The sequence below is a fragment of the Arthrobacter globiformis genome, assembly GCF_030818015.1.
In the GTDB taxonomy this organism is placed as follows: Bacteria; Actinomycetota; Actinomycetes; order Actinomycetales; family Micrococcaceae; genus Arthrobacter; species Arthrobacter globiformis_C.
The window spans coordinates 383,454-404,582 of the sequence record NZ_JAUSZX010000001.1 but is presented as its reverse complement, the minus strand read 5'-3'; the positions used below and the strand labels follow the sequence as shown (position 1 = coordinate 404,582).

Annotated in this window: 17 protein-coding genes, 1 pseudogene and 1 riboswitch; of the genes and pseudogenes, 5 read left to right on the top strand and 13 right to left on the bottom strand. The window is 67.1% G+C overall.

What is annotated here, in order from left to right:
* Positions 1 to 1,503, top strand: a complete 1,503-nt coding sequence (locus QFZ23_RS01900) for a SulP family inorganic anion transporter (RefSeq protein WP_306920262.1) — start codon at positions 1 to 3, stop codon at positions 1,501 to 1,503.
* A 180-nt stretch (positions 1,504 to 1,683) separates the two neighbouring features.
* A riboswitch (cyclic di-AMP (ydaO/yuaA leader) is annotated at positions 1,684 to 1,848 on the top strand.
* Positions 1,849 to 1,851: 3 nt separating this feature from the next.
* Positions 1,852 to 2,652 (top strand): NlpC/P60 family protein, encoded by an 801-nt coding sequence (locus QFZ23_RS01895; protein ID WP_306920261.1) that lies wholly within the window; start codon positions 1,852 to 1,854, stop codon positions 2,650 to 2,652.
* A gap of 234 nt (positions 2,653 to 2,886) precedes the next feature.
* Here QFZ23_RS01895 and QFZ23_RS01890 read toward each other — a convergent pair.
* A pseudogene (locus tag QFZ23_RS01890) lies at positions 2,887 to 4,025 on the bottom strand (GGDEF domain-containing protein).
* 156 nt (positions 4,026 to 4,181) lie between these two features.
* On the opposite strand from QFZ23_RS01890, the gene QFZ23_RS01885 reads away from it, so the two are divergent.
* Positions 4,182 to 5,201: a bile acid:sodium symporter family protein gene (locus tag QFZ23_RS01885; protein WP_306920260.1), complete on the top strand. Its 1,020-nt coding sequence runs from the start codon at positions 4,182 to 4,184 to the stop codon at positions 5,199 to 5,201.
* On the opposite strand, the gene QFZ23_RS01880 is transcribed toward QFZ23_RS01885, so the two are convergent.
* The 7 genes from QFZ23_RS01880 to QFZ23_RS01850 form a co-directional block, all read right to left on the bottom strand.
* Positions 5,198 to 6,607 carry an LLM class flavin-dependent oxidoreductase gene (locus tag QFZ23_RS01880; protein WP_306920259.1) on the bottom strand — a complete coding sequence of 470 codons (1,410 nt, stop codon included), beginning with the start codon at positions 6,605 to 6,607 and terminating at the stop codon, positions 5,198 to 5,200. The two genes, QFZ23_RS01885 and QFZ23_RS01880, sit on opposite strands and share 4 nt — an antisense overlap.
* Positions 6,608 to 6,653: 46 nt before the next feature.
* Positions 6,654 to 7,577 (bottom strand): ABC transporter permease, encoded by a 924-nt coding sequence (locus tag QFZ23_RS01875; protein ID WP_306920258.1) that lies wholly within the window; start codon positions 7,575 to 7,577, stop codon positions 6,654 to 6,656.
* Entirely contained in the window at positions 7,577 to 8,485 is a 909-nt protein-coding gene (locus QFZ23_RS01870) for an ABC transporter ATP-binding protein (RefSeq protein ID WP_306920257.1), read from the bottom strand. The genes QFZ23_RS01875 and QFZ23_RS01870 overlap by 1 nt, the downstream gene beginning before the upstream one ends.
* A 359-nt stretch (positions 8,486 to 8,844) precedes the next feature.
* On the bottom strand, positions 8,845 to 9,480 hold the full coding sequence (locus QFZ23_RS01865; RefSeq protein ID WP_306920256.1) for a LacI family DNA-binding transcriptional regulator: 636 nt from the start codon (positions 9,478 to 9,480) through the stop codon (positions 8,845 to 8,847).
* A 59-nt stretch (positions 9,481 to 9,539) separates the two neighbouring features.
* Positions 9,540 to 10,373, bottom strand: a complete 834-nt coding sequence (locus QFZ23_RS01860; RefSeq protein ID WP_306920255.1) for a hypothetical protein — start codon at positions 10,371 to 10,373, stop codon at positions 9,540 to 9,542.
* 1 nt (position 10,374) lies between these two features.
* A complete protein-coding gene (locus tag QFZ23_RS01855; RefSeq protein WP_306920254.1) occupies positions 10,375 to 12,099 on the bottom strand; it encodes a multicopper oxidase family protein in 1,725 nt (574 codons plus the stop codon).
* 377 nt (positions 12,100 to 12,476) lie between these two features.
* Positions 12,477 to 13,226: a LysR family transcriptional regulator substrate-binding protein gene (locus tag QFZ23_RS01850; protein ID WP_306920253.1), complete on the bottom strand. Its 750-nt coding sequence runs from the start codon at positions 13,224 to 13,226 to the stop codon at positions 12,477 to 12,479.
* Positions 13,227 to 13,320: 94 nt separating this feature from the next.
* On the opposite strand from QFZ23_RS01850, the gene QFZ23_RS01845 reads away from it, so the two are divergent.
* Together QFZ23_RS01845 and QFZ23_RS01840 are read left to right on the top strand one after the other, a co-directional pair.
* A complete protein-coding gene (locus QFZ23_RS01845) occupies positions 13,321 to 13,719 on the top strand; it encodes a DUF5997 family protein (RefSeq protein ID WP_306920252.1) in 399 nt (132 codons plus the stop codon).
* A gap of 358 nt (positions 13,720 to 14,077) precedes the next feature.
* Complete coding sequence (locus QFZ23_RS01840) at positions 14,078 to 16,363, top strand: chitobiase/beta-hexosaminidase C-terminal domain-containing protein (RefSeq protein WP_306920251.1); 2,286 nt, start codon at positions 14,078 to 14,080, stop codon at positions 16,361 to 16,363.
* Between the two features lie 95 nt (positions 16,364 to 16,458).
* Here the strand turns inward: QFZ23_RS01840 and QFZ23_RS01835 are convergent, their stop codons facing one another.
* From QFZ23_RS01835 to QFZ23_RS01815, 5 genes are all read right to left on the bottom strand, one after another.
* On the bottom strand, positions 16,459 to 17,502 hold the full coding sequence (locus QFZ23_RS01835; protein ID WP_306920250.1) for a hemolysin family protein: 1,044 nt from the start codon (positions 17,500 to 17,502) through the stop codon (positions 16,459 to 16,461).
* Entirely contained in the window at positions 17,495 to 18,856 is a 1,362-nt protein-coding gene (locus QFZ23_RS01830; RefSeq protein WP_306920249.1) for a hemolysin family protein, read from the bottom strand. The genes QFZ23_RS01835 and QFZ23_RS01830 overlap by 8 nt, the downstream gene beginning before the upstream one ends.
* 132 nt (positions 18,857 to 18,988) lie before the next feature.
* A complete protein-coding gene (locus QFZ23_RS01825) occupies positions 18,989 to 20,143 on the bottom strand; it encodes an MFS transporter (RefSeq protein WP_306920248.1) in 1,155 nt (384 codons plus the stop codon).
* A 73-nt stretch (positions 20,144 to 20,216) separates the two neighbouring features.
* Complete coding sequence (locus QFZ23_RS01820; protein WP_306920247.1) at positions 20,217 to 20,660, bottom strand: hypothetical protein; 444 nt, start codon at positions 20,658 to 20,660, stop codon at positions 20,217 to 20,219.
* Positions 20,623 to 20,919, bottom strand: a complete 297-nt coding sequence (locus tag QFZ23_RS01815; protein ID WP_306920246.1) for a hypothetical protein — start codon at positions 20,917 to 20,919, stop codon at positions 20,623 to 20,625. Before QFZ23_RS01815 ends, QFZ23_RS01820 begins: the two co-directional genes overlap by 38 nt.
* Positions 20,920 to 21,129: the final 210 nt, after the last annotated feature.

Genomic DNA, 21,129 nt, shown 5'->3' with positions numbered 1-21,129 from the left:
ATGAAGCCCGAACAGCTCCAGTCCGTCCGGGCCACGCTCCGCTCCCCGCGGCGCCTCAAGACCGAGGCCCTCGCCGGACTGGTGGTGGCCCTCGCCCTCATTCCGGAAGCCATCGCGTTCTCTGTGATCGCCGGCGTGGATCCCCGGATCGGACTGTTCGCCTCCTTCACCATGGCCGTCACCATCTCCTTCGTGGGCGGCCGGCCCGCCATGATCTCGGCCGCAACAGGCGCCGTCGCCCTGGTGATCGCGCCGCTGATGCGCAACCACGGACTGGACCACCTGATCGCCGCGGTAATCCTCGCCGGGGTCTTCCAGATCCTGCTCGCCATCCTGGGCGTCACCCGGCTCATGCGCTTCATCCCGCGCTCGGTGATGGTGGGCTTCGTGAACGCGCTGGCAATCCTCGTGTTCATGGCCCAACTGCCGGAACTGCTCGGGGTTCCGTGGCCCGTCTACCCGCTGGTGGCCGCCGGCCTGCTGATCGTCGTCGGCTTCCGCCGCATTACGACGGCGGTGCCGTCACCGTTGGTGGCCATCGTCCTCCTGACGGTCCTCGCCGTGGTGGCCGGGATCGACGTCCCCACCGTCCAGGACAAGGGCCAGCTGCCGGAAAGCCTGCCCACACTGTTCATCCCGGATGTGCCTCTGACGTGGGAAACCTTCCAGACCATCGCACCGTTCTCGCTGTCCATGGCGCTCGTGGGGCTGCTGGAATCCCTGATGACGGCCAAGCTGGTGGACGACATCACCGATACCCGCTCCAACAAGACCCGCGAATCCTGGGGACAGGGCGTGGCCAACATCGTCACCGGCTTCCTGGGCGGCATGGGCGGCTGCGCCGTGATCGGGCAGACAATGATCAACGTCAAGGGCTCCGGCGCCCGGAGCCGGGTGTCCACGTTCCTCGCGGGTGTCTTCCTGCTCGTACTGGTGGTGACCCTGGGCGACATCGTGGGCCTCATCCCCATGGCGGCGCTGGTGGCGGTGATGATCTTCGTCTCGGCCATCACGTTCGACTGGCACTCTGTTGCACCGGCAACGCTTAAGCGAATGCCCAAATCGGAAACCGCAGTCATGCTGATCACTGTGGGCACGGTGGTGGTCACGCACAACCTGGCGATCGGCGTCGGGGTCGGGGTGCTGGCAGCGATGGCGATGTTCGCCCGCCGGGTGGCCCATTTCGCCACCGTGGAGCGGACGGAAATGGAGCTAAACGGCCGGACGGTGGCCACCTACACCGTGGACGGTGAACTGTTCTTCGCCTCTTCCAACGACCTCTACACCCAGTTCAACTACGCCCGCGACGCCGAGCCGGACATCGACGGCGTGGTGATCGACCTGCACGCCTCGCACCTGTGGGATGCCTCCACCATCGCCGTGCTGGACGCCGTCACGCAGAAATACCGCAGGCACGGCCGCGAGGTGGAACTGATCGGCCTCAACTCGGCCAGCATCCAGATGCGGGAGCGGCTGGCCGGCAAGCTCAACGCCGCAGAGTGAGGCTCACCACACCAATTAGACCGTAAGCCCATACCTGATGCGGGCCAACGCAGAATGAACGACACGGCCCCGTTACCTTAATGTGACATTGAACGAAGCCTCCCGTACGGTGGAAAACGTGCCTTTTTCACCGACGAGGCACTCCCGCGCTGATTGCCTAACTCTGCCGCAGCCCGAGGAACCATTCGAAAACCCAATCCGGCAGAGACGGGGAAACCACTTTTCGGCCTGCTTGAAGCGGGCCTTGGGGTGAAGCCGCGCAGTTCCTGACCACGCTCAGGACCGCGGCCGGGTGCCTCCCATCCGAATCCGACAGCTCACCTCGCAGGCATCGGGAGAGGCTTCTTCATGTCGTTCCGCTTTATTTCTGGCCGCCGTGCTGCGGCCGCCCGCTCCAATCCGTTCACCCGCATTGCCTCCGCACACTCGGGCCTCGGCCGCCAGGCAGCCGTGATCCTCGCCGCCTCCGGCTTGGCATTCACGGGCTCCGTTGCGGCTAACGCCGGCGGCGCCGCCCCGGCCCAGCCCGCGAAGGCTCCGGCCGCCGCCCCCGAGGCCGCCAGCCAGGTTCAGGCTCCCCTGAACGCCGCTTCCAGCGTCAAGATCGAGTTTGAACGCCCGGCGGTCAAGTCGGCCCCGGCTCCCGTGGTGGCAGCACCCGTCGTCGAGAAGCCGGCAGCGAAGAAGGCCGCGGCACCTGCTGCCGCCCCGGTTGCCGCCGCCCCTGTTGCTGCGCCCGCCAAGGCTGCAGCCGCACCGGCCGCGCCCGCACCGAAGGTCACCGTCAAGGCTGCGGCTCCCGCCCCGAAGGCCCCCGTCAAGGCTGCGGCAGGCGTCAACGCAGCCATGCTGGCTTCGGCCTACGCCCAGATCGGCATCACGCAGGACTGCACCGCCATGGTGGAGAAGGCCCTCGGCGCCGCCGGCATCCACGTGGGTGACCTGGCCCCGATGCAGTTCCTGAGCCACGGCAAGGTGGTCTCCACCCCGCAGCCCGGCGACATGGTGGTGCAGTCCGGCCACGTGGCCATCTACGCCGGAGCCGGCAAGGTCATCAGCGGCGGCATGAACGGCATCAACGCCACCATGGCCCACCCGCTGTCCTGGCTCACTGCCACCGGCCCCGTCACGTTCGTGCGCGCGGCCTAGCAGAGCTGAAAAACCGCCGTGTTCCGCTGCCTTGGGGGCGGCGGAACACGGCCACCCCCCAAGGTGCACCCACCTTTCTACAAGGATGGTGGAACACACTGGGTATGCCTGATGAAAGACCGCAGTCTCCGGCTGCGAGTCAGGATCGCCGGCTCCGGATTGTCCCCCATGCATTCCGGATCCGGTGCCTGCTTTTAAGCGGACAGCAGCTCCGCCTCAGCACCCGGACCCCGCTCAGCCCCTGACCGTGCGGTTCCGCCCCTGCGATTTGGCTTCGTAAAGGGCGACGTCGGCGGCCGCGATCACCTCATCGAGATCAGCGGTGTTCGCGTTGTAGGTGGAAACGCCGTAGCTGACCGTCGGCATCCGCAGCAGCTCCGGGATGTGCTGCTCTGACAGCCTCCTGCTGATTTCACCCGCGATGATTTCCGCACTCTTGGGACCGGCACCGGGAAGCAGGAGGATGAACTCCTCACCGCCGTAGCGCCCGGCAACGTCCGTGGACCGGACCGATGCGCTGCACGCCTCGGCAAAGGCCTGAAGTGCAAGGTCGCCCGCCGCGTGCCCGAAGGTGTCGTTGACCGACTTGAAGTGGTCCAGGTCGGCGAGGATCAGCGAGCCCCCGCTGTTGGCGGCCTTGCTTCGTTCCAGCTCTTCGGCCGCCGCCTCCAGGAACGCGCCGCGGTTGAGGAGTCCCATGAGCCCATCCTGGGTGGCCACCGTGCGCAGCGCCCGGGTCTGCTGCTCGGTGCTCAGCCCCGCCATGCTGAAGGAAACCACCACCAGCAGCACCATGGTGACCATGGTGGTCACCGCGGAGCCGAAGTACGTTGCAAAAACGGGACCGTTGGCCCTTGGATGAGGAACACGACCAGGCGGCAGGAGTAATAGAATGCCACCCCGCCGGCCGCGATGGCCATGGGGATTCTCACCCGGGAGTACCCAGGTTCAAGCCGCCACAGCTCGTGCGAAGCCAAGCCGATAAGCACTGCCATGGACGCCAGGAAGACGGCACCGCCGGCCCACGTGTTGGATCCCGGGCTGTCGACGCCGGCGGCGGCGCCGGTGATGACCGGCAGCGCAACGGACAGCCACAGGCTGTACTTCAGGTTCCGGAGGGAACGCGCCCCGGCCCAGACCCCCGCCGCGCCGGACACCAGCAGGAAGTTGCCCAGCGGATTGGCCCAGACCTGCTGAGGCGTGCCGTTCAGGAGGAAGGATGCCGAGCCGGAGAGGAACAGGAGCAGCGCGGCGCACCACCAGGCGCTGTAGGGCGAGCGGGTGCTGCGGAAGGTGGAAAAGTAGAACAGCAACGCCAGAGTCAGGGCCATCGCCGCGAAGGCAACCCGCAGTGTTGCCGTGTCTGGGATCATTCCGTCCCCTTGAATCCCGATCCAGTGCAATCCAGTATCGCACCGGGAGAGCCCGGGATCCCGACGTCCCGCGGAGAATCTTCCCGATTAGCGACACATTTGTCTGACATCAGTCATGAATTGGCCGCCGCGGCGCTCCGGTGCCAGGATTATTGAATGCTTGAGGCAACAAAAGACCCCGTATCCGCTCCCTCGGCCACAGAGGCCGACGCCGCACCCCTGAACCCGGCCCTCGCCGCGGAAGCCAGGATTGCGCGTGTCGCGGTGACCGTCTTCCCCCTTCTGGTGCTCGCAGCCGGCGTCGCCGGGTTCCTGCTTCCCGGCGCCTTCAAGCCCCTCGGCCCGGCGGTCCCGTACCTGCTGGGAATCATCATGTTCTGCATGGGCCTGACACTGACGCCGCCCGACTTCACGGCCGTTGCGCGCAGGCCGTGGGCCGTGGTGCTGGGCATCGTGGCCCACTACGTGATCATGCCCGGGGCCGGCTGGGCAATCGCCACCCTCCTCCACCTGGAACCCGCACTCGCAGTGGGCCTGATCCTCGTGGGCTGCGCGCCGTCCGGCACCGCCTCCAACGTGATGGCCTTCCTGGCCAAGGGCGATGTGGCCCTGTCCGTCGCGGTCGCCAGCGTATCCACTCTCATCGCCCCGGTGGTCACACCCGTCCTGGTGCTGTTCCTGGCCGGTTCCTTCCTGACCATCGACGCCGGCGGCATGGTGCTGGACATCGTCAAGACCGTGCTGCTGCCGGTGATCGCGGGCCTGCTCGCCCGGCTGTTCCTCAAGAAGCTCGTCGCGAAGGCGCTGGCGGCGCTTCCCTGGGCATCCGCCGTCGTTATTTCCCTTATCGTGGCCGTAGTGGTGGCGGGAAGCGCCAGCAAGATCCTGGCTGCCGGCGGCATTGTGTTTCTGGCCGTGGTGCTGCACAACGGCTTCGGCCTGGGGCTCGGCTACCTGGCCGGCAAGCTCGGCCGCTTGGACGCGAAGGCGCGCAGGGCACTCGCGTTCGAGGTCGGCATGCAGAACTCCGGCCTGGCGGCAACGCTGGCCACCGCCCACTTCACTCCGCTGGCGGCCCTGCCGTCCGCCGTCTTCTCGCTCTGGCACAACATCTCCGGTGCCATGGTCGCTGCTTGGCTGGCCCGGAAGCCCCTGCCGGAGCAGCAGGAAGCCTAGACCGCAGCGGGCACGGAAGCCCCTGCCGCGACTGCCTGGTCAGCAGGGTCCTCAGGGGCAAATCCGCTCTCCGGCCGCGGCAGTCCGTAGTGCTCACGCAGCGTGCGCCCCGTGTACTGCCGGCGGAACAGTCCGCGGGACCGGAGGATCGGAATGACATGGTCCACGAAGGCGTCCAGGCCCGAGGGCAGCACCGGCGGCATGATGTTGAAGCCGTCGGCCGCGCCCTTCTCGAACCACTCCTGGATGGCGTCCGCCACCTGCTCGGGCGTTCCGGAGAAGGTGCGGTGCCCGCGGCCGCCGCCCAGCCTGCCGATGAGCTGACGGACGGTGAGCCGTTCACGCCGGGCGAGTTCCACGACTAGCGTGTACCGGCTCTTGGCCCCCTCAATCGCGTCCTCCGAGGGGAGGTCCTCGGGCAGCTGCGCATCCAGCGGAAGGGATTCCGGCGAGACCCGCAGGACGCCGGCCAGCTGCTTCCGCGCGTGCTCGGGGTGGATGAGCTCATCGAGCTGCTTCTCCAGCCGCCGCGCCTCGTGCTCGGTGGAGCCGATGACCGGGACGATGCCGGGCAGGATCTTGAGGTGTTCCGGGTTGCGGCCCACGGCGGCCGTCTTTCGCTTCAGGTCCGCGTAGAAGCGCTGTGCCTCGGCCAGGGTCTGCTGCGCGGTGAACACCGCCTCGGCGTAGCGGGCGGCGAAGTCCTTGCCGTCTTCGGAGGAGCCGGCCTGCACGATGACGGGGTGGCCCTGGGGTGAACGCGGCACGTCCAGCGGACCCTGGATCCGGAAGTAGCGGCCGGTGTGGTTGATGCTGTGGACGCGGGAGCTGTCCGCCCAGACCCCGGCGGCCTTGTCCCCCACTGCGGCGTCGTCTTCCCAGCTGTCCCAGAGCTTCCGGGCGGCGTCGAGGAACTCGGCGGCGCGCTCGTAACGGCGCCAGTGCGCTGGCTGGTCCTCCAGGGAGAAGTTCCGCGCGGCCGCCTCGCCGGCGGTCGTCACCACGTTCCAGCCGGCCCGGCCGCCGCTGATGTGGTCCAGGGAGGCGAACCTGCGGGCCAGGTTGTAGGGGTCGTTGTAGGTGGTGGAGGCGGTGGCGATCAGGCCGATCCGCTTGGTCACGGCGGCGATGGCGCTGAGCAGGACCGTGGGCTCGAGGGTTCCGTAGGGGCGCTGGCGCACGTCGCCGTGCAACACGGGCGAGTCGGCGAAGAAGATCGAGTCGAAGGTGCCGCGTTCCGCGGTGCGGGCGAGCTGCTGGAAGTGTGCCACCCGCGTTCCGGCGAAGCTGTCGCTTTCGGGAAGACGCCAGGACGCCTCGTGGTGTCCGGTGCTCATCAGGAAGGCATTCAGGTGGAGTTGGCGTGCGCCGCCGTCGTTGGTTTTGGCTGGGATGATTTCAGGCATGATGTGGTCCTTCCGGGTCTGGGGGCGGGTGGGTCTGGGGAGCGGGTCAGGCGGCGCGGGATCCGACGGCGGTCCGCCAGCGGGAGAAGTGGCGTTCGACGGCGACCAGCAGGTAGTTGACCAGCAGGCCGAGCAGGGACACCGTCAGGATGCCCGCATACATGTCCGGGATGAGGAAGCTCATCTGGGAATTGACGATCAGGTAGCCCAGGCCGGCCTTGGCGCCGACCATCTCGGCGGCGATCAGGACGAGGATGGAGGATGTGCCGGCCATCCGGATGCCCGTGAAGATGGTGGGCACGGCGGAGGGAAGGATCACCTTCTGGAACAGCTGGAAGTTGGACAACCCCAGTGAGCGGGCGGCCCGGATCAGCAGCGGGTCAACGGTGCGGACGCCGGCGATGGTGTTCAGCAGCACCGGGAAGAATGCCGCGTAGGCGACGATGCTGATCTTGGACGTTTCCCCAATGCCCAGCAGCAGCGTGAAAACCGGGAGCAGGGCAAGTGCGGCCGTGTTCCTGAAGACTTCCAGCAGCGGGTTGAGGAAGCGGTCAAGGGCGCCGTACCAGGCCACGAGCAGCCCGAGGGCCACGGCGGTGACGACGGCGATGCCGAATCCGCTCGCGGAGCGGCTCAGGCTGGCGGCAAGGTGGTTCTGCAGCTGGCCGTTTGCGACGAGCGTGCCCAGTGCCTCGAGCACCACGTGCAGGGGCGGAAGGAACACCCTCGTCGATGCCGGGGCGAGGTAGGTGGGTCCCAGTTCCCAGAGCAGCAGGAACAGGAGGATGGCCCCGGAACTCCACACAGCCTTGCCGCCCTGCTGGGCGTACAGGCGCACCCTGGCCGCCGGAGTCATGCCGGGTCCCGGACGGAACGCCGGATTTTGCTCCGTCCGTGCCTCCCCGGCAGCGGCCGCGGGACCGGGCTGCGTTTCCGTTTCGGTGTCCTTGGTCAGTGTTGGCGTGCTCATCAGGCTGCCTTTCCGGTGGTGATGGTCCTGGTTTCGTCCGGTGCCGTTCCGTCGGGCTGGATCTTTGCGTGCCCGGCTTCCTGGGCCCGGCGTACCTCGTCATGCAGCAGCGACCACACCTTGTGCCGGTGTTCCACGAAGGCGGGGTTGGAGCGGACGTCCTCGTCACCGAAGCGGTCCCCCAGATCGATGTCCACGATTTCCTTCAGCCGTCCCGGCCGGGAACTGAGCACGGCCACGCGCTGGCCCAGGTACACGGCCTCGTCGATGCCGTGGGTGATGAAGATGATGGTCTTGCCCGTGGTGGCCCAGATCCGGAGCAGTTCGGCCTGAAGCTGCTCACGCGTCTGGGCGTCCAGGGCGGCAAAGGGTTCGTCCATCAGCAGGATGTCCGGCTCGTAGGCCAGGCTGCGGGCGATGGCCACGCGCTGCTTCATGCCGCCGGACAGCTCGTGGGGGTAACGGTCTTCAAATCCGCCGAGGCCCACAAGCTCGAGGTATTCACGTGCCTTCTCAGCCCGCTCCTTGCGGCTGTAGCGCTTCCCGTCGCTGCCCACGCCTTCCAGTCCGAAGGACACGTTGGCAGCGGCCGTGCGCCAGGGGAACAGGGCATACTGCTGGAAAACGACGGCGCGGTCCCGGCCCGGACCTGCCACTTCCCGGCCGTCCACCAGCACCTGGCCGGTGTCCGGCTTGGTGAGGCCGGCCAGGAGGTCCAGGAGGGTGGTCTTGCCGGAGCCGCTGGGGCCTACGAGGGTGATGAATTCGCCTGCGGAGACGTCAAGGGATATGCCGTCCAGTGCGGTCAGGACTGCCCCTTCCGGGTTGTCCTTGCTGGGCCGCACCGTGAAGTTCTTGGTGATGTTTTGAAGGCTGATTTTCGGTATCGGCCCGGTTCCGGAGGTCATGGCGTGCTTCCCTTCAGCAGGTCGTTCAAGGCGTTTGGTGTCCACCATGAGAGCAGAGATGGAGCACCGCCTGAAGGGGACGGTCACGAGGGGAAACGGGGCGTAACCTGCCGGCCGGGGCGGCGGATGGCAACTCCTGGACGCGCGGGGACTTCGAAGTAAACAGTGCGTAATGGCGGGCGTCTTCCGGGGACACCGGATGACGCACGGCGACAGAAACGGGCCGTGGAGGCGGCTGATGTTGCGGCTGGCTACGGACCATGACGGGCCGGGCCCGCCCGCGCCTTGCACCGAACGCGCACAGCCCGCAGGTCCGATTGTTACGCGGCTGCAAGCACCCGGTTCCGGATCGGATGGTCCTAGAAGACGGGGATCTGCTCGGCAAACGCGCCGGCGGCGGACAGCACCTCGTTCAGCAGCTGGAGCGCGCCGCCGCCGACCAGGGCATGTCCGCTGAGGCACTTCCAGGAGGCCGTGTTTTCTGCGGCCCTGGCCGCGTACCCGGCCATCCGGTCCACGAGCAGCGCGACGGCCTGTTCGGGATGCACCGATTCGGAGATGACCACCTGCGCGATGCCGCGCCTGGCCAGTTCGGCGATGGCGCGGTCCTCTTCCTCGGTGCTGGGGAGGACGCCCATGATGACGCCGTCGGCACCGCCGGCCAGCATGAACTGCCGCCACGACTGGCCGAGCAGGATGACCGGCTGGTAGCCGTGCCGCGGAAGGATCGCTGCGGCGGCGGTGGCCAGCGCCCGGTCCGCCGGCCATTCCAGGTCCTCAATGGCGATGGCCACCAGGTCCGTCCTGCCACGGCGCATTCCCCGCGCCGCCTGGTTGGGCACGTAGCCAAGATCGCCGGCGGCGGCCATGACGCGTTCCTGCGTGGACGCGCTGATCCGGGTGGTGCCTCCGCTCCTGCCGGACAACACGTAGGACACCGTCGTCAGTGAGACCCCGGCCCGTTGCGCAACGTCCCGGATGGTAGGGCTGGACATGCTCCTCACTGCTTTCTCCTATCATTCCTTCGCTCAGTTTCTGGTTTGGAAGTGGTGCATCACTCCGTGTGCGGATGTATTGCCTGGCCTTCGAGCTGTTCTGCGTCCCACGGCGGTTCGGCGGCCATGTCCACGCCGGTTCCGGACGCGGATCGTGGCCCCACCGTCACCTCGGCGGCGGGAAGGTGTGCCGGCCTGCTGATGCCCTCGCGGACGCTCTCGACGGTTTCGTCGCCGAGCAGGGGGCCGGTGTAGCTGATACTGAGCTGCCCGGCCTGTGCCACGGTGCTGTAGTTCCCGAGCGCGTCGGAGATGATGCCCTCCCTGTCCATCGCGGCCGATACTGCGGCTGGGTTGGCTGTGGCAACGCTGAACCGCAGGTCATGCACCAGCACCGGGAGGACGTAGAAGTTCTTCACGCCCAGTTTGCCGGTGTTCTCCTCGGTGACTGAACGCACGATGGTGCGTCCGTCGTCGGGAGTGGCAGTTGACGGAAGGGCCACGATGACCTCGGGGACCATCTGCTGCAGCACAGCGGGTTCAAGCACATCAGGCGAGATGGCGGTCAGGACGGTGCCCCGTGCCGCGGCGGCCGCGTCCAGCCGCTTGCGGATGCCGGCGATGTCGGCGTCCAGCCCGGTGTGGACGGCGATCACCACCCTGCGCCGGACCATGAGGCCGTCGTTGCTGACGGTGGGCCGGCCGTTGCCCAGGTCCTGGCCTTCCTCGGCCTGCGCGAGGACCCGGTTCGCGGCGTCGGCGGCGTCGGCGGGGCTGCTCGCGGGCGGGGTGGGAGCCGGGTTGGCCGCCGGACTGGCCTGGACACCGCCGGTGCAGCCAGCCAGGGAGAAGGCCAGCAGCACAGCCGGTGCGATTAGCAGCGTCCGTTTCATGTCACGTCCCCGCCGGGTAGGCCAACTTGTACTTCGAGGCGTAGTACCCCTCAGGCCGTGTTTCCAGGACGGGCTTGTCGGCGTTGATGGGATCGTTGTTCCGCAGGTCGCCCACGGAGAACTGGACCATCATGTCGTGGTCCTCATGCACGAGGTTGTGGCAGTGCACCATGTACCGGCCGCCGAGGTGCTTGCCGGTGTCGAACTGCATGAGGACCGTGACGGATTCGCTCTCGCCCGCATAGAAGACGTCCTTCGGCCCGCCTTCCCAGGCGAACGGCTTGCCGCCGTTGGTGTTGCGGCCGATGATCTTGCCGTCGATCAGGTGGATGTGGACCGGATGGAACCAGCCGCCGGACTCGTTGACGATGGTCCACTGCTCCACCTGGTTACGCTGCGGGTTGGCGAAGCACCGCGTGAAGTTGGATTTTTCCACTGTGTCCCAGGTTTCACCGTTGATGGTCCATTCCCCGCCCTGCCGCTGGACGCGGAGGATCCTCTTGGCCACGGCCATGTCCGGGGTCAGCGCCATGGTGTCCAGCCCGCCTAGTGCCTTGGTGGGGTGCGGGCCGGGGTCCAGCGTGGTGGGGATGGAGGAGATTGAGTGGGAACCGGGCTGGGCTGCGGAATCAGCCACCACCTGGAATTTCATGACCTTGCCGGTGTTTGCGAAGTTCACGTTGTTCTTGTTGCTCAGGTTCCGCAGCTCCACGGACTGGCCCGGCTTGTACTTCCGGAAGTCGATCAGCACCTCGTAGCGTTCGGCAGTCCCCTGCCGCCAGGAGGACACCGCCTGCACCTTCGGGGTCATCCCGGCGTCGGTGCCGACCACGTAGAACGGGTCGCCGTTGGACAGGGCGAAGCGGTAGGAGCGGGTGATCGAGCCAACGAGGAACCGGAACCGGTAAATGCGCGGCTTGACCTTCATGGTGGGCCAGGGCACCCCGTTGACCATGATGATGTCGCCCCACAGCCCTGCGTGGCCGTTGTCGTTGTAGCCGAGGGACCCGTCAGCGTTCAGCATCACGTCGGAGACCAGGATGGGCACGTCGAACTCGCCCTGCGGCAACTGCGCCCGCTCACGCGCGTTGGTGATGGAGTAGATGGAGGCGAGCCCCGAGTACACGCCCTGTGCCGTCAGCATGTGGTTGTGGTCGTGGTACCAGAGCGTCCGCGCCGCTTGCCAGTTCGGATAGTGGTAGGTCTTCACCCGGCCCGGCGCAGTGCGGTCGTTGGCGTACCCGTCGTACTGGGGCAGCGACGCCGAGCCGTGCAGGTGGGTGACGGTGTTGAAGGTGTTCGGGTAGAGCAGGCCAGTCGCTGGCAGGCGGTTGCTGATCCTCAGCTCCGTCCGGGTGCCCTGCTCAACCCGGACGGTGGGGCCTGGAAAAACGCCGTTGTACCCCGCAAGGGTGGTGCTGAGCCCCCTTGCGATCTGGGCCTTGCCCAGTTTTTGGTTCAGCGCATATTTCGCAAACGGCGTGCCGTCGCGGTCCCGGCCCGTGGCATAGGGAAGCAGTTCCGGCGGCCGCCGGAAGACGGTGGTGAACGGGACCGGCATGTTCGCCGGGGCAAGCGTGCTCGGCGTGATGACCGTTGTTTCATTGTCGTCCGCGCCCCGGCGTCCCGGGACACCCGCGATGGCCGGCCCTCCGGTTGAAGCGGAGACGGCCACTGCGCCGCCCAACAGGCTCAGTTTCAACACGTCCCTCCGTGTTGTTGCCATGACATCCTCCCAGCTGATTGTGATGGCCTCGGCGACGGCGTTGGCGCCGGCCAAATATGGAACACAGTCATGGTGCGCCGTGTGACTCCAGAAAACCTTGGGAAGCAGCGCCCACGGGGGCCTGCCCCACCTGAATAGGTGGGATGGCCGCCGTCGGGAAGTCCTAGGCGGGAGCCCCACCCTCAAATCAGTTCCTGCGGCCACCCGCGGAGGCGGGCCCCCCTAGGAAACTGCTGAACAACTGGTTGGGGGCGGCGGAACGCCACCAATGGCCGTCAAGCGGCGTGTTCTGAACTGAAACACCTTAAGCAGGAAGCGCCGTCCGCTGTCGCAGCGGGCGGCGCTTCCTGCGTCCCTTTGGCGCGGTTCCGGCCAGGCTACCGCTTGCCCTTCTTCCGCGAGCCGCGGCCCTTCCCCTTGTCCGGGTTGGGTGCGTAGCGCTGGGCGACTTTCGGCTTCTTGCCGCCGGCCCCTGCGCCGCCGCCACGGCGGTCCGGTTTGGGTGCCTTCTTCTCTTTCTCCTGCCGGGCGGAGGGCTGCCGTGAGCTTTGCGCCGTGCGGCCGCGGACAATGCCGATGAACTCCTCGATGACCTCGTCCGTGGCGTCGCTGGGCCAGGCGAGCGCGATCTGGGTTCCGGGCGCCCCGGTCAGGCGGCGGGCCACGGTGTCCTTAGTGTTGAAATGCCGGGCGACGGACATGGGAAGTATCAGCAGGCCCGCACCGGACGCCACCACCTGCAGGGCCATTTCCGGCCCGCCCAGTTCATCGGCGTCGAGGAAGGTTTCTTCCGCCAGGTCCTCGAGTGCCACGTCCTCGAACACGGTGATTTCGTGGCCCTTGGGGGCCACCACCACGGGCTGTTCCTCGTACAGCGGGATGACGTTCAGGCCTTCGCGCTCCACCGGGAGGCGGACAAAGCTGAGGTCCGCCGAACCGTCGCGCAGCACCGACAACTGCGTGCCGCCGTCGGACATGAACGAACGAAGGGGAACGTCCGGCATCCGTTCCTCCCAGCGCCGGATCCACTTCCCGGGCGTCACGCCGGCGATGTAGGCGAAGCGCAGCTCGCGCGGCGGGGACTCCGGCGCGGCCGGGTCCAGGGCGGTTTCATCTTCAGCGGGCACACCTTCACAGTACTGCCACCGGCACGCACAGCGCGGCGCGCGTTGCCCACGGGCTTTGGTCAGGGGACCGGGTACAGCCGGATACCCTTAATGCATGACCTCTGCTAACTCCCAGTCCATGAAGCCGGCCACCGTTGCCAAGAAACTTGGTATCTACCTGCCTGCGACGCCCCAGGAGTTCCAGGATTCAACCATCACGCGCGCGGAGTTCGCCGAGCTGCAGTCCAACCCGCCGGAGTGGCTGGCCGAACTGCGCCGCAACGGCCCACACCCCCGCCCGGTGGTGGCGCAGAAACTCAACGTCTCCATCAGCGGTCTTGCCCGGGGCGGGGTTGAAGAGGCGCTGACGACGGCGGAGATCACCGCGCTGCTGCAGGCTCCCCCTGCGTGGCTGGTTGCCGAGCGGGCCACGCACGCCGCCGTCCGCGCAGAAGCCCAGCGGGTCAAGGAAGAGGCCGCCAAGAAGACTGCAAAGAAGGCCCGCCAGGGCTGAGGCTGCCTTGCCGCCGGTTCTGATGAGTGCAGTCCCGCCACAAAACGCCGATTTTCGGCCGCACCCTTGGGGAAACCCGGAGTTCTGATCCCCCCGCATGGGGGCAATTGGGGGTTCCGAACCCCAGTGGGGGGTACACGTCCCCCTCACGGCCGAACGCCGGGTGTGCCCGCCCTGACAGAGGCAAATCACCCTCCTTCCCCTCACGAACCCCTCTATGTGGGGGCCCAAAAGGTACGGCCAAATTTGGTGCCGCAGAGCGTTTTTCCGAGCCAAGACGCACAGCGTTTCCCCAAGGGGACTTATTGATTCTGTGATTGTGCGTGATAGTCGCGCACCTCGGATCGATGAGGTCATCATGAAATCAGCACAAAGCGAGCCGGGAGCGCACAATTCTCGCCTTCCCGGCGCCCGCAGAGCCGGAGTATTTGCCACCGTCTCCGCGGTCATCTGCTCAACCTCCATGTTCGCCATTCCGGCCGCCAGCGCGGCTGTGCCTACTTTCCCGGACAACATCGTCGTCTTCCCCGACCGCGACTTCGTCTCCATCGAGGGATACGAGGGACACGCCGGCGAAACCGCCACCCTCGAAGTCAAGCGTGCGGGAAAGATCATCGGTTCCGCCCAGGCAGCCGTCGACGCCGGCGGCGTCGCCTTTGAGGTAAACCACCCCGGCGGTGTCTGCTGGGGCGCCGGCACCGGCCTGAACGTCACCCCCGATATCCGTCCCGGCGACGTCGTCTCCATGAGGTTTGGCGCAGCCGCCGCCGGAGAAACGACGGTGCAGGACACCTACGTCACCGGCGACGCCGAACTCAGCGGCAGCACCGTCACCGTCAAGGGGCACATCGGCGCCGGCGTCAACCCGGCCCAGCTGGAACAGCGCATCATCGAGCCGGCCCTGAAGGACACCACGGTGGCACGGCGCGACATCCGCGCCATCCCCGGCCCCCTCACACCGGCCCCCAAGGGCGGCTACTCCTCGAGCCTGCTGGTCACCGGCGATACCTTCACCGCCACCTACAACTTCGACGACGCGGCCAACGCTGAAATCGCCGCAAACGCCGGCCTCGGCGAGCGCGCCATGGCCTGGGAGTTCGAAGACGCGGACGCCAACCGGCAGGGCCTGACCATTGCCGAGTACGGCGAGCCCGGCGGCCCCGGCATGGGCGGCTGCCCCAACGGGCCGCTGCAGTCCGGTCCGCCCGCACCGTCCGGGATCACAGCCGCCAAGGTTTCAGGCGGACTCAAACTGAACTGGACGCCGGCCGAAGCCATCCCCGGAACCCCGGCAATCACCGGCTACCGTGCCGTGGCAGTCGGCAAGACCGTGACCGGCAACGAGCAGGTTGAGATCGGCAAGCGCATCTCCGGCCAGGCAGCCACCGGCACCACCATCACCGGTCTCTCCGCCACCGAGGACTACGACGTCTACGTCGTCGGCGTCAGCAGCGTGGGCGAGACCTACCCTGCCGCCCACGCCATACCGATGACGGACAGCACGCCTCCGACCGTATCTGCGACGCCCAACGGCGGCACCTCACCGGTCGCCCAGCGGGTCACGCTCACCGCCAATGAAACGGGCAGTGACATCTACTACACCACCGACGGTTCCGATCCGGTCCTCTCCGGCGGCGTACTTGGGGCCAATGTGATCCGCTACATCGGCCCGATGGACATCGCCACCAACACAACGCTGAGGTTCGCAGCCTTCGACCCGTCCGGCAACGTCTCCACCATCAGTGAAGCCATCTTCAAGGTCACCAACGATCCCGTTCCCGCCGCTCCCGCTTTCTCAGGGGCACCCGTGGTGGGCCAGGGCACCGCCACACTGACATGGACCGCACCGGACCCGGGCGCCGCCGGCCTGACCATCACCGGCTACACCCTCCAGGCCTACACCGCTGACGGCACGGCATTCGGCGCACCCAAGACGGCCGCCGGCACCGCAACGTCCCTGGTCTACGGCGGACTCGCGGGCGACACCGCCTACCAGTTCACGATCAAGGCCAGCAACGTCAACGGCACCGGGCCCGAATCGGCCAAGACTGCCGCCGTCACCGCACAGGGCGCCGTCGTCGCAGTGGCCGGCCCCGACCAGAACGTTGTCCGTCGCACCACGGCCACCCCGGTCACCCTTGACGGCACCGGTTCCACCACCGGAGCAACCTACCTGTGGGAGCAGGTCCTGACCGGGCCAACCGATCCGGACAAGGTCACACTTACCGGGGCCAACACGCTCAAGCCGACGTTCGGCCTCCCGGTCTTCAGGACCCCGATGACCAACAATGCGCTCACGTTCCGCCTCACCGTAACGGTCGGCACGACGGTCCGGACCGATGAAGTCAAGGTAGTGCCGGTTACGGACCGGGTAACCATCGGCGTCGCCCAGTGGAAGACGGGCGATCTCAGGATCGACGGCACCAGCTCCGTAGTCGGCGGCACCGTGACCATCCGCGTCGGCGGCCCGACCGGCCGGGTCCTGGGCCAGGCAGCCGTCACCGCGGCTGCGGCACCGGCAACGGGCGGCGTCTACACCCTGCGGCTCCGCAACGCGGCAGCCGGCACCACGAACCCGGGCACCGTGTGGGTTGAATCCACGCTTGGCGGCACCGCAGGTCCCAAGGCGGTGGCCAACAAGTAGACAACCAGCATTAACCACCGAGTCCGGTGGCCGGCGGCACCAGCCGCCAGCCACCGGACTTCGTTGTGTTGAGGTTCGCCGGTTTCCAGGGTCGTTTAGGAGCTGCTGGTGGCGTCCTGCACTTCGCCCACCAACTCCTCGATGATGTCCTCGAGGAACAGCACGCCGGTGGTGTTCCCCCGCGCGTCGAAGACCCTTGCCACGTGGGCTCCGGTGCGGCGCATGGTGGCCAGGGCATCTTCCAGCTCGCTGCCGCGGAAGGTCGAGGCCAACCGGCGGATGCGTTTCTCCGGGACGGGACGGCTGAACTTCTCCGCTGTGGTGAGGTCCATGACGTCCTTCAGGTGAAGGTAACCGGAGGGGTCGCCGTCGCCGTCAGTCAGGATGTAACGGGAGTAACCGTGCTCGGCGACCGCCCGCTGGATGTCTGCCGGCGTCGACGACGCCGGCAGGAGCACCATCTTGGCGATGGGAACCTCGACGTCGGCAACGGTCTTTTCCGTGAACTCGAAGGCTGCCGTGAGGGCACCGGTATTGTCGGTCAGGACGCCTTCCCTTGTGGACTGCTCCACAATGTTGGCCACCTCGTCCAGGGTGTAGGCGCTGGTGGCCTCGTCCTTGGGCTCCACCCGGAACAGGCGGAGGATGGAGTTGGCGATGCCGTTCAGCGTCCAGATGACCGGTTTGAACACGCGCGCCACCATCACCAGCGGCGGGGCCAGGATGAGCGCGGCGCGGGTGGGGACCGAGAACGAGATGTTCTTCGGGACCATCTCGCCGAGGACCACGTGCAGGAAGGTCACCAGCAGCAGCGCCGCGACGAAGGCAATGATTCCGATGGCTTCCCCGGAGAGGGATGTCAGGCCCAGCGGGATCTCCAGCAGGTGGTGGATCGCCGGTTCGGAGACATTCAGGATCACCAGCGAACAGACCGTGATGCCCAGCTGGCTGGTGGCCAGCATGAGCGTGGCATGTTCCATCGCCCACAGCGTGGTTTTCGCGGCCTTGCTGTCCGCCTCCGCCTTGGGCTCGATCTGTGACCGGCGGGCGGAGATGACGGCAAACTCGGCGCCGACGAAGAAGGCGTTGACCACCAGCAGGACGGCAAGCCAGATGATGCCCGGAAGATACTCACTCATGGGTCAGCTCCTGGGTCAGGCTGTCGATGATCCGGTCGTGGACACTCCTGGGCGGCTCCGCCGATTCCTCGGGCGTGAATTTGAGGCGCTCGACGTGCGTGCCGGCCACCCGCTCCACGCGGAGGGTGCCGCCGTCAATGGCCACCTCGTCGCCGAGTTCAGGGATGCGGTCCAGCTGGTCCGTGACGAAACCGGCCACGGTGTCGTAGTCCTCGCCGTCGGGGACGGCGATGCCGGTCCGGTCCAGGAGCTCGTCCGGCCGCAGCGAAGCGTCGAAGGTGATGGAGCGGCCTATCCGGACCACGCCCACACGGGCGCGGTCGTGCTCGTCCTCCAGCTCGCCGACGATCTCCTCAACCAAATCCTCCAGGGTGACGATGCCGGCCGTTCCGCCGTGCTCGTCGGAGACGATGGCCACCTGGAGGCCCTGCTTGCGGAGCAGCACCAGGAGGGAGTCAACGCCCATGGACTCGGGGACCATGAGCGGTTCGATCATGAGGTCGGCAGCGAGGACGCCCGCCCGGTCCTCGAGGGCTACGGCGAACGCCTGCTTGACGTGCAGCACGCCGAGCACGTCGTCGCGGTCGCGGCCGATGACGGGAAACCGCGAATAGCCGGTGGAACTGGCCAGCGCGATGATCTGCTCGGCCGTGTCATCGGTGTTCACCGCGGTCATCCGCACGCGCGGCGTCAGAACATCCGCGGCACTGTGCTCGGAGAAGCGCAGTGTCCGGTGCAGCAGGGCCGCATGGTCCAGGTCCAGGACGCCTTCCAGCGCGGAGCGGCGGACCAGCGAGCTCAGCTCCTCGGCGCTGCGGGCACCGGAGAGTTCCTCTTTGGGCTCGATGCCGAAGGACCTGATGACGGCGTTCGCTGTGTTGTTGAACAGGAGGATGACGGGCTTGAACACCGTGGTGAACATGGTCTGGAACGGGATCACCACCTTGGCGGTGGCCAGCGGCAGCGCCAGGGCGAAGTTCTTGGGAACCAGTTCGCCGATCACCATCGAGAAGATGGTGGCGATGAAAATCGCGACGACGGCACCCACCCCGGGCACGAGGCCTTCCGGGAACCCGGCAGCCGTCAGCGGCCCGCTCAGCAGCTTGCTGATGGCAGGTTCAAAGGTGTAACCGGTCAGGAGGGTGGTGAGGGTGATGCCCAGCTGCGCACCGGAAAGGTGCGTCGAGGTGATTTTCAGCGCTTTGATGGTGGGTGCAAGGCGTTTCTCGCCCCGGGCCTGGCGCGCTTCCAGGTCGTTGCGGTCAAGATTGACCAGGGCAAACTCGGATGCGACGAAGAATCCGGTGCCGACTGTCAGGATCAGGCCGATCCCGATCATGATCCATTCATTCATTGGGGGCGCCCCTCTCCCGTACTGACCGGCTTGCCGGTCGAATGGGTGAGGGGCCAGGGCATATGTGAAGGAGGGTCGTCCATAGTGCCCTCCACTATATCGGGTGTTTCTGTGCCGTTCTGGGGTGCCAACTTAGGCTTCGGCCTGGACCCCTCTTGGGTAGGCGGCCATCAGCGCCGCTGACACAACCCAGACGGCACCGACCACAACAAGGCTGAGTGCGCCGCCGAATCCTGTGGCGGAGGCGGCCAGGGCTGCGCCGCCGGCTGAGGCGCTGGCGCGAAAGCCCGCGCCGACGGTGAAGATCTGGGACCTGAGGTGGGGCGGACTCAGATGGTTGCGCAGGAAGAGCATCGCGGCGGCCGTGGATGCAGTGAAGACGCCGGACAGGCCGATGGCGACGACGGTCCAGGCCGTCCCGATGTCCGCCGCGGCGCCGACTGTCAGCAGGCCAGTGGCGAGGAAGCCGGCCATCATGACGGCGTGCGGCCGTGCCCGGCTGGGACGGACCGTCTCGCACAGCGCCCCCAGCAGGCTGCCGACTGCGAAGGAGGTCACCACGAGCGCGCCGTCGCTGGGTGAGCCGATCCGTTCGATCGAGAGGGCGACGGCGGCGATCGCCAGTCCGCCCTGGCCAAACTGGGTCAGCGTGGAGGCAGCGGTGACCACCGCCAGAGGGCGGTGGCTGAAGATCCGGTGCAGCCCGGCAGCGACTGCCTCCCACGGCGAAACCCTTGGCGCTGAGTGCGGCTTCAGCCCGATGACAGCAACACTCACTGCGCCTGCGGCGGCGGTGGCGGACAGCACCGCGAGCGCGGCCGGGGCGGGAAGGACAACAGCCATGATGGCCACGAAGGCCGGTCCCGCGACGGCTGAGACATTGTAGGAAAGGGCATCGAAGGCAAACGCCCGGCGGCCGTCGGGGATCACATCGGCGACGAAGCTGGAAAGTCCCCCCATGTAGAAGGGTGAGGCTGCCCCCGCCACAGCCAGGCAGGCGAACACGAGCGGCAGCGGGAGCTGGCCGAGGAATGCGGTTGCGGCGAAGGCCAAGGCGGTAAGCACTCCGGATGCGGCCACAAGCAGGGCGGGGCGCCGGGCCCGGTCAAGCGCGGCACCTGCCAGCGGCGCGGCGAGGACGCTCGGACCGAGGGACACCGCCACCAGCGCACCCCCGATCCCAACATCGTTCATTTGCTGCACAGCGAGGATGGGGATCGCCACAGCGGAGCCGGCCATGGCCATCCGCGGGGGTATCGAAGCCGCGAGGTATCCGGGCGCACTCATGGGCCGGCAGGGACCGCCTTTCCGGGATGTTTTGCTTCGACCTTAGTCCATGGCCCGTCCTCCATTGGAACACTCAGGACGCGGCGTTGGTGAAGGGGATCCGTTCAAAGGACAGGACGCCGGGTGCGCCTGCCTTGGTGGTGGTGACTTTGAGCCAGTCCTTGGTGTTGTCCCATCCGTCAACGGTGACCCTGGTCAGATTCTTCGCGGCCGTGTCCTGGCCGTAGAAGTCCAGCCACGGGGAGCCGGCCGCCAGCGGGTGGTCCTGGTTGTAGACGTGGCTGTCGCCGTTGATCAGGTACACCGGGCCTCCGAAGGCGTTGGATTCGCGGATCAGGGTCTGGACCAGCGGCGTGAAGGCGCTGTAGTTCTCCTGCGTGGGGGCCGTGACGGTCGGGTCGAACATGTCGGCTTGGGTCATGACGACGACGGCGCGGTCGTCGTTCTCGCGGGCCTTCCGGAACGTCTCGGTGAGTTCCTTAGTGTCCGCGGCGGTGCGGTCCCGGACCTCTTTCACCTGCTCGGAGGTGGGTGCGGGGTTGCCGAGCCCTGCCCGCCACGAAGGAAAGTTCCCTGTGGGCGTTGATGTCCTGGATGTAGGACGGGAACGCGTGGAATTCCGCATCGCGGTAGGGGACGTCGCCGATAACGGCAAAGCTGAACGTGCCCTTTGCAGCGGCCCGGTCGTTCACGGCGTGTGCTGGCGGTGCCAGCAGGGACCCCGCCACCAGGGCTGCACCTACACCGGCCAGGGCACGGCATTTAATTGATCGCATGACTTCTCCTTGAGTCTGTCCACCGGCTTTCCCGGGACAGGCTAAGGGCCGGAAGCGAACCGCAGCCGCCCTGCAAGTGAACGAACTCTGCAGGCAGTGGGCCAGTGCAGCTCAGTACCGCCACCGTACAATGCGAGGGAACGGCAGCCGGCGAGCAGGAGCAGTAATGGCGGAGACGACAACTGACGGTTTGATGGCCGAGCTGGCCGC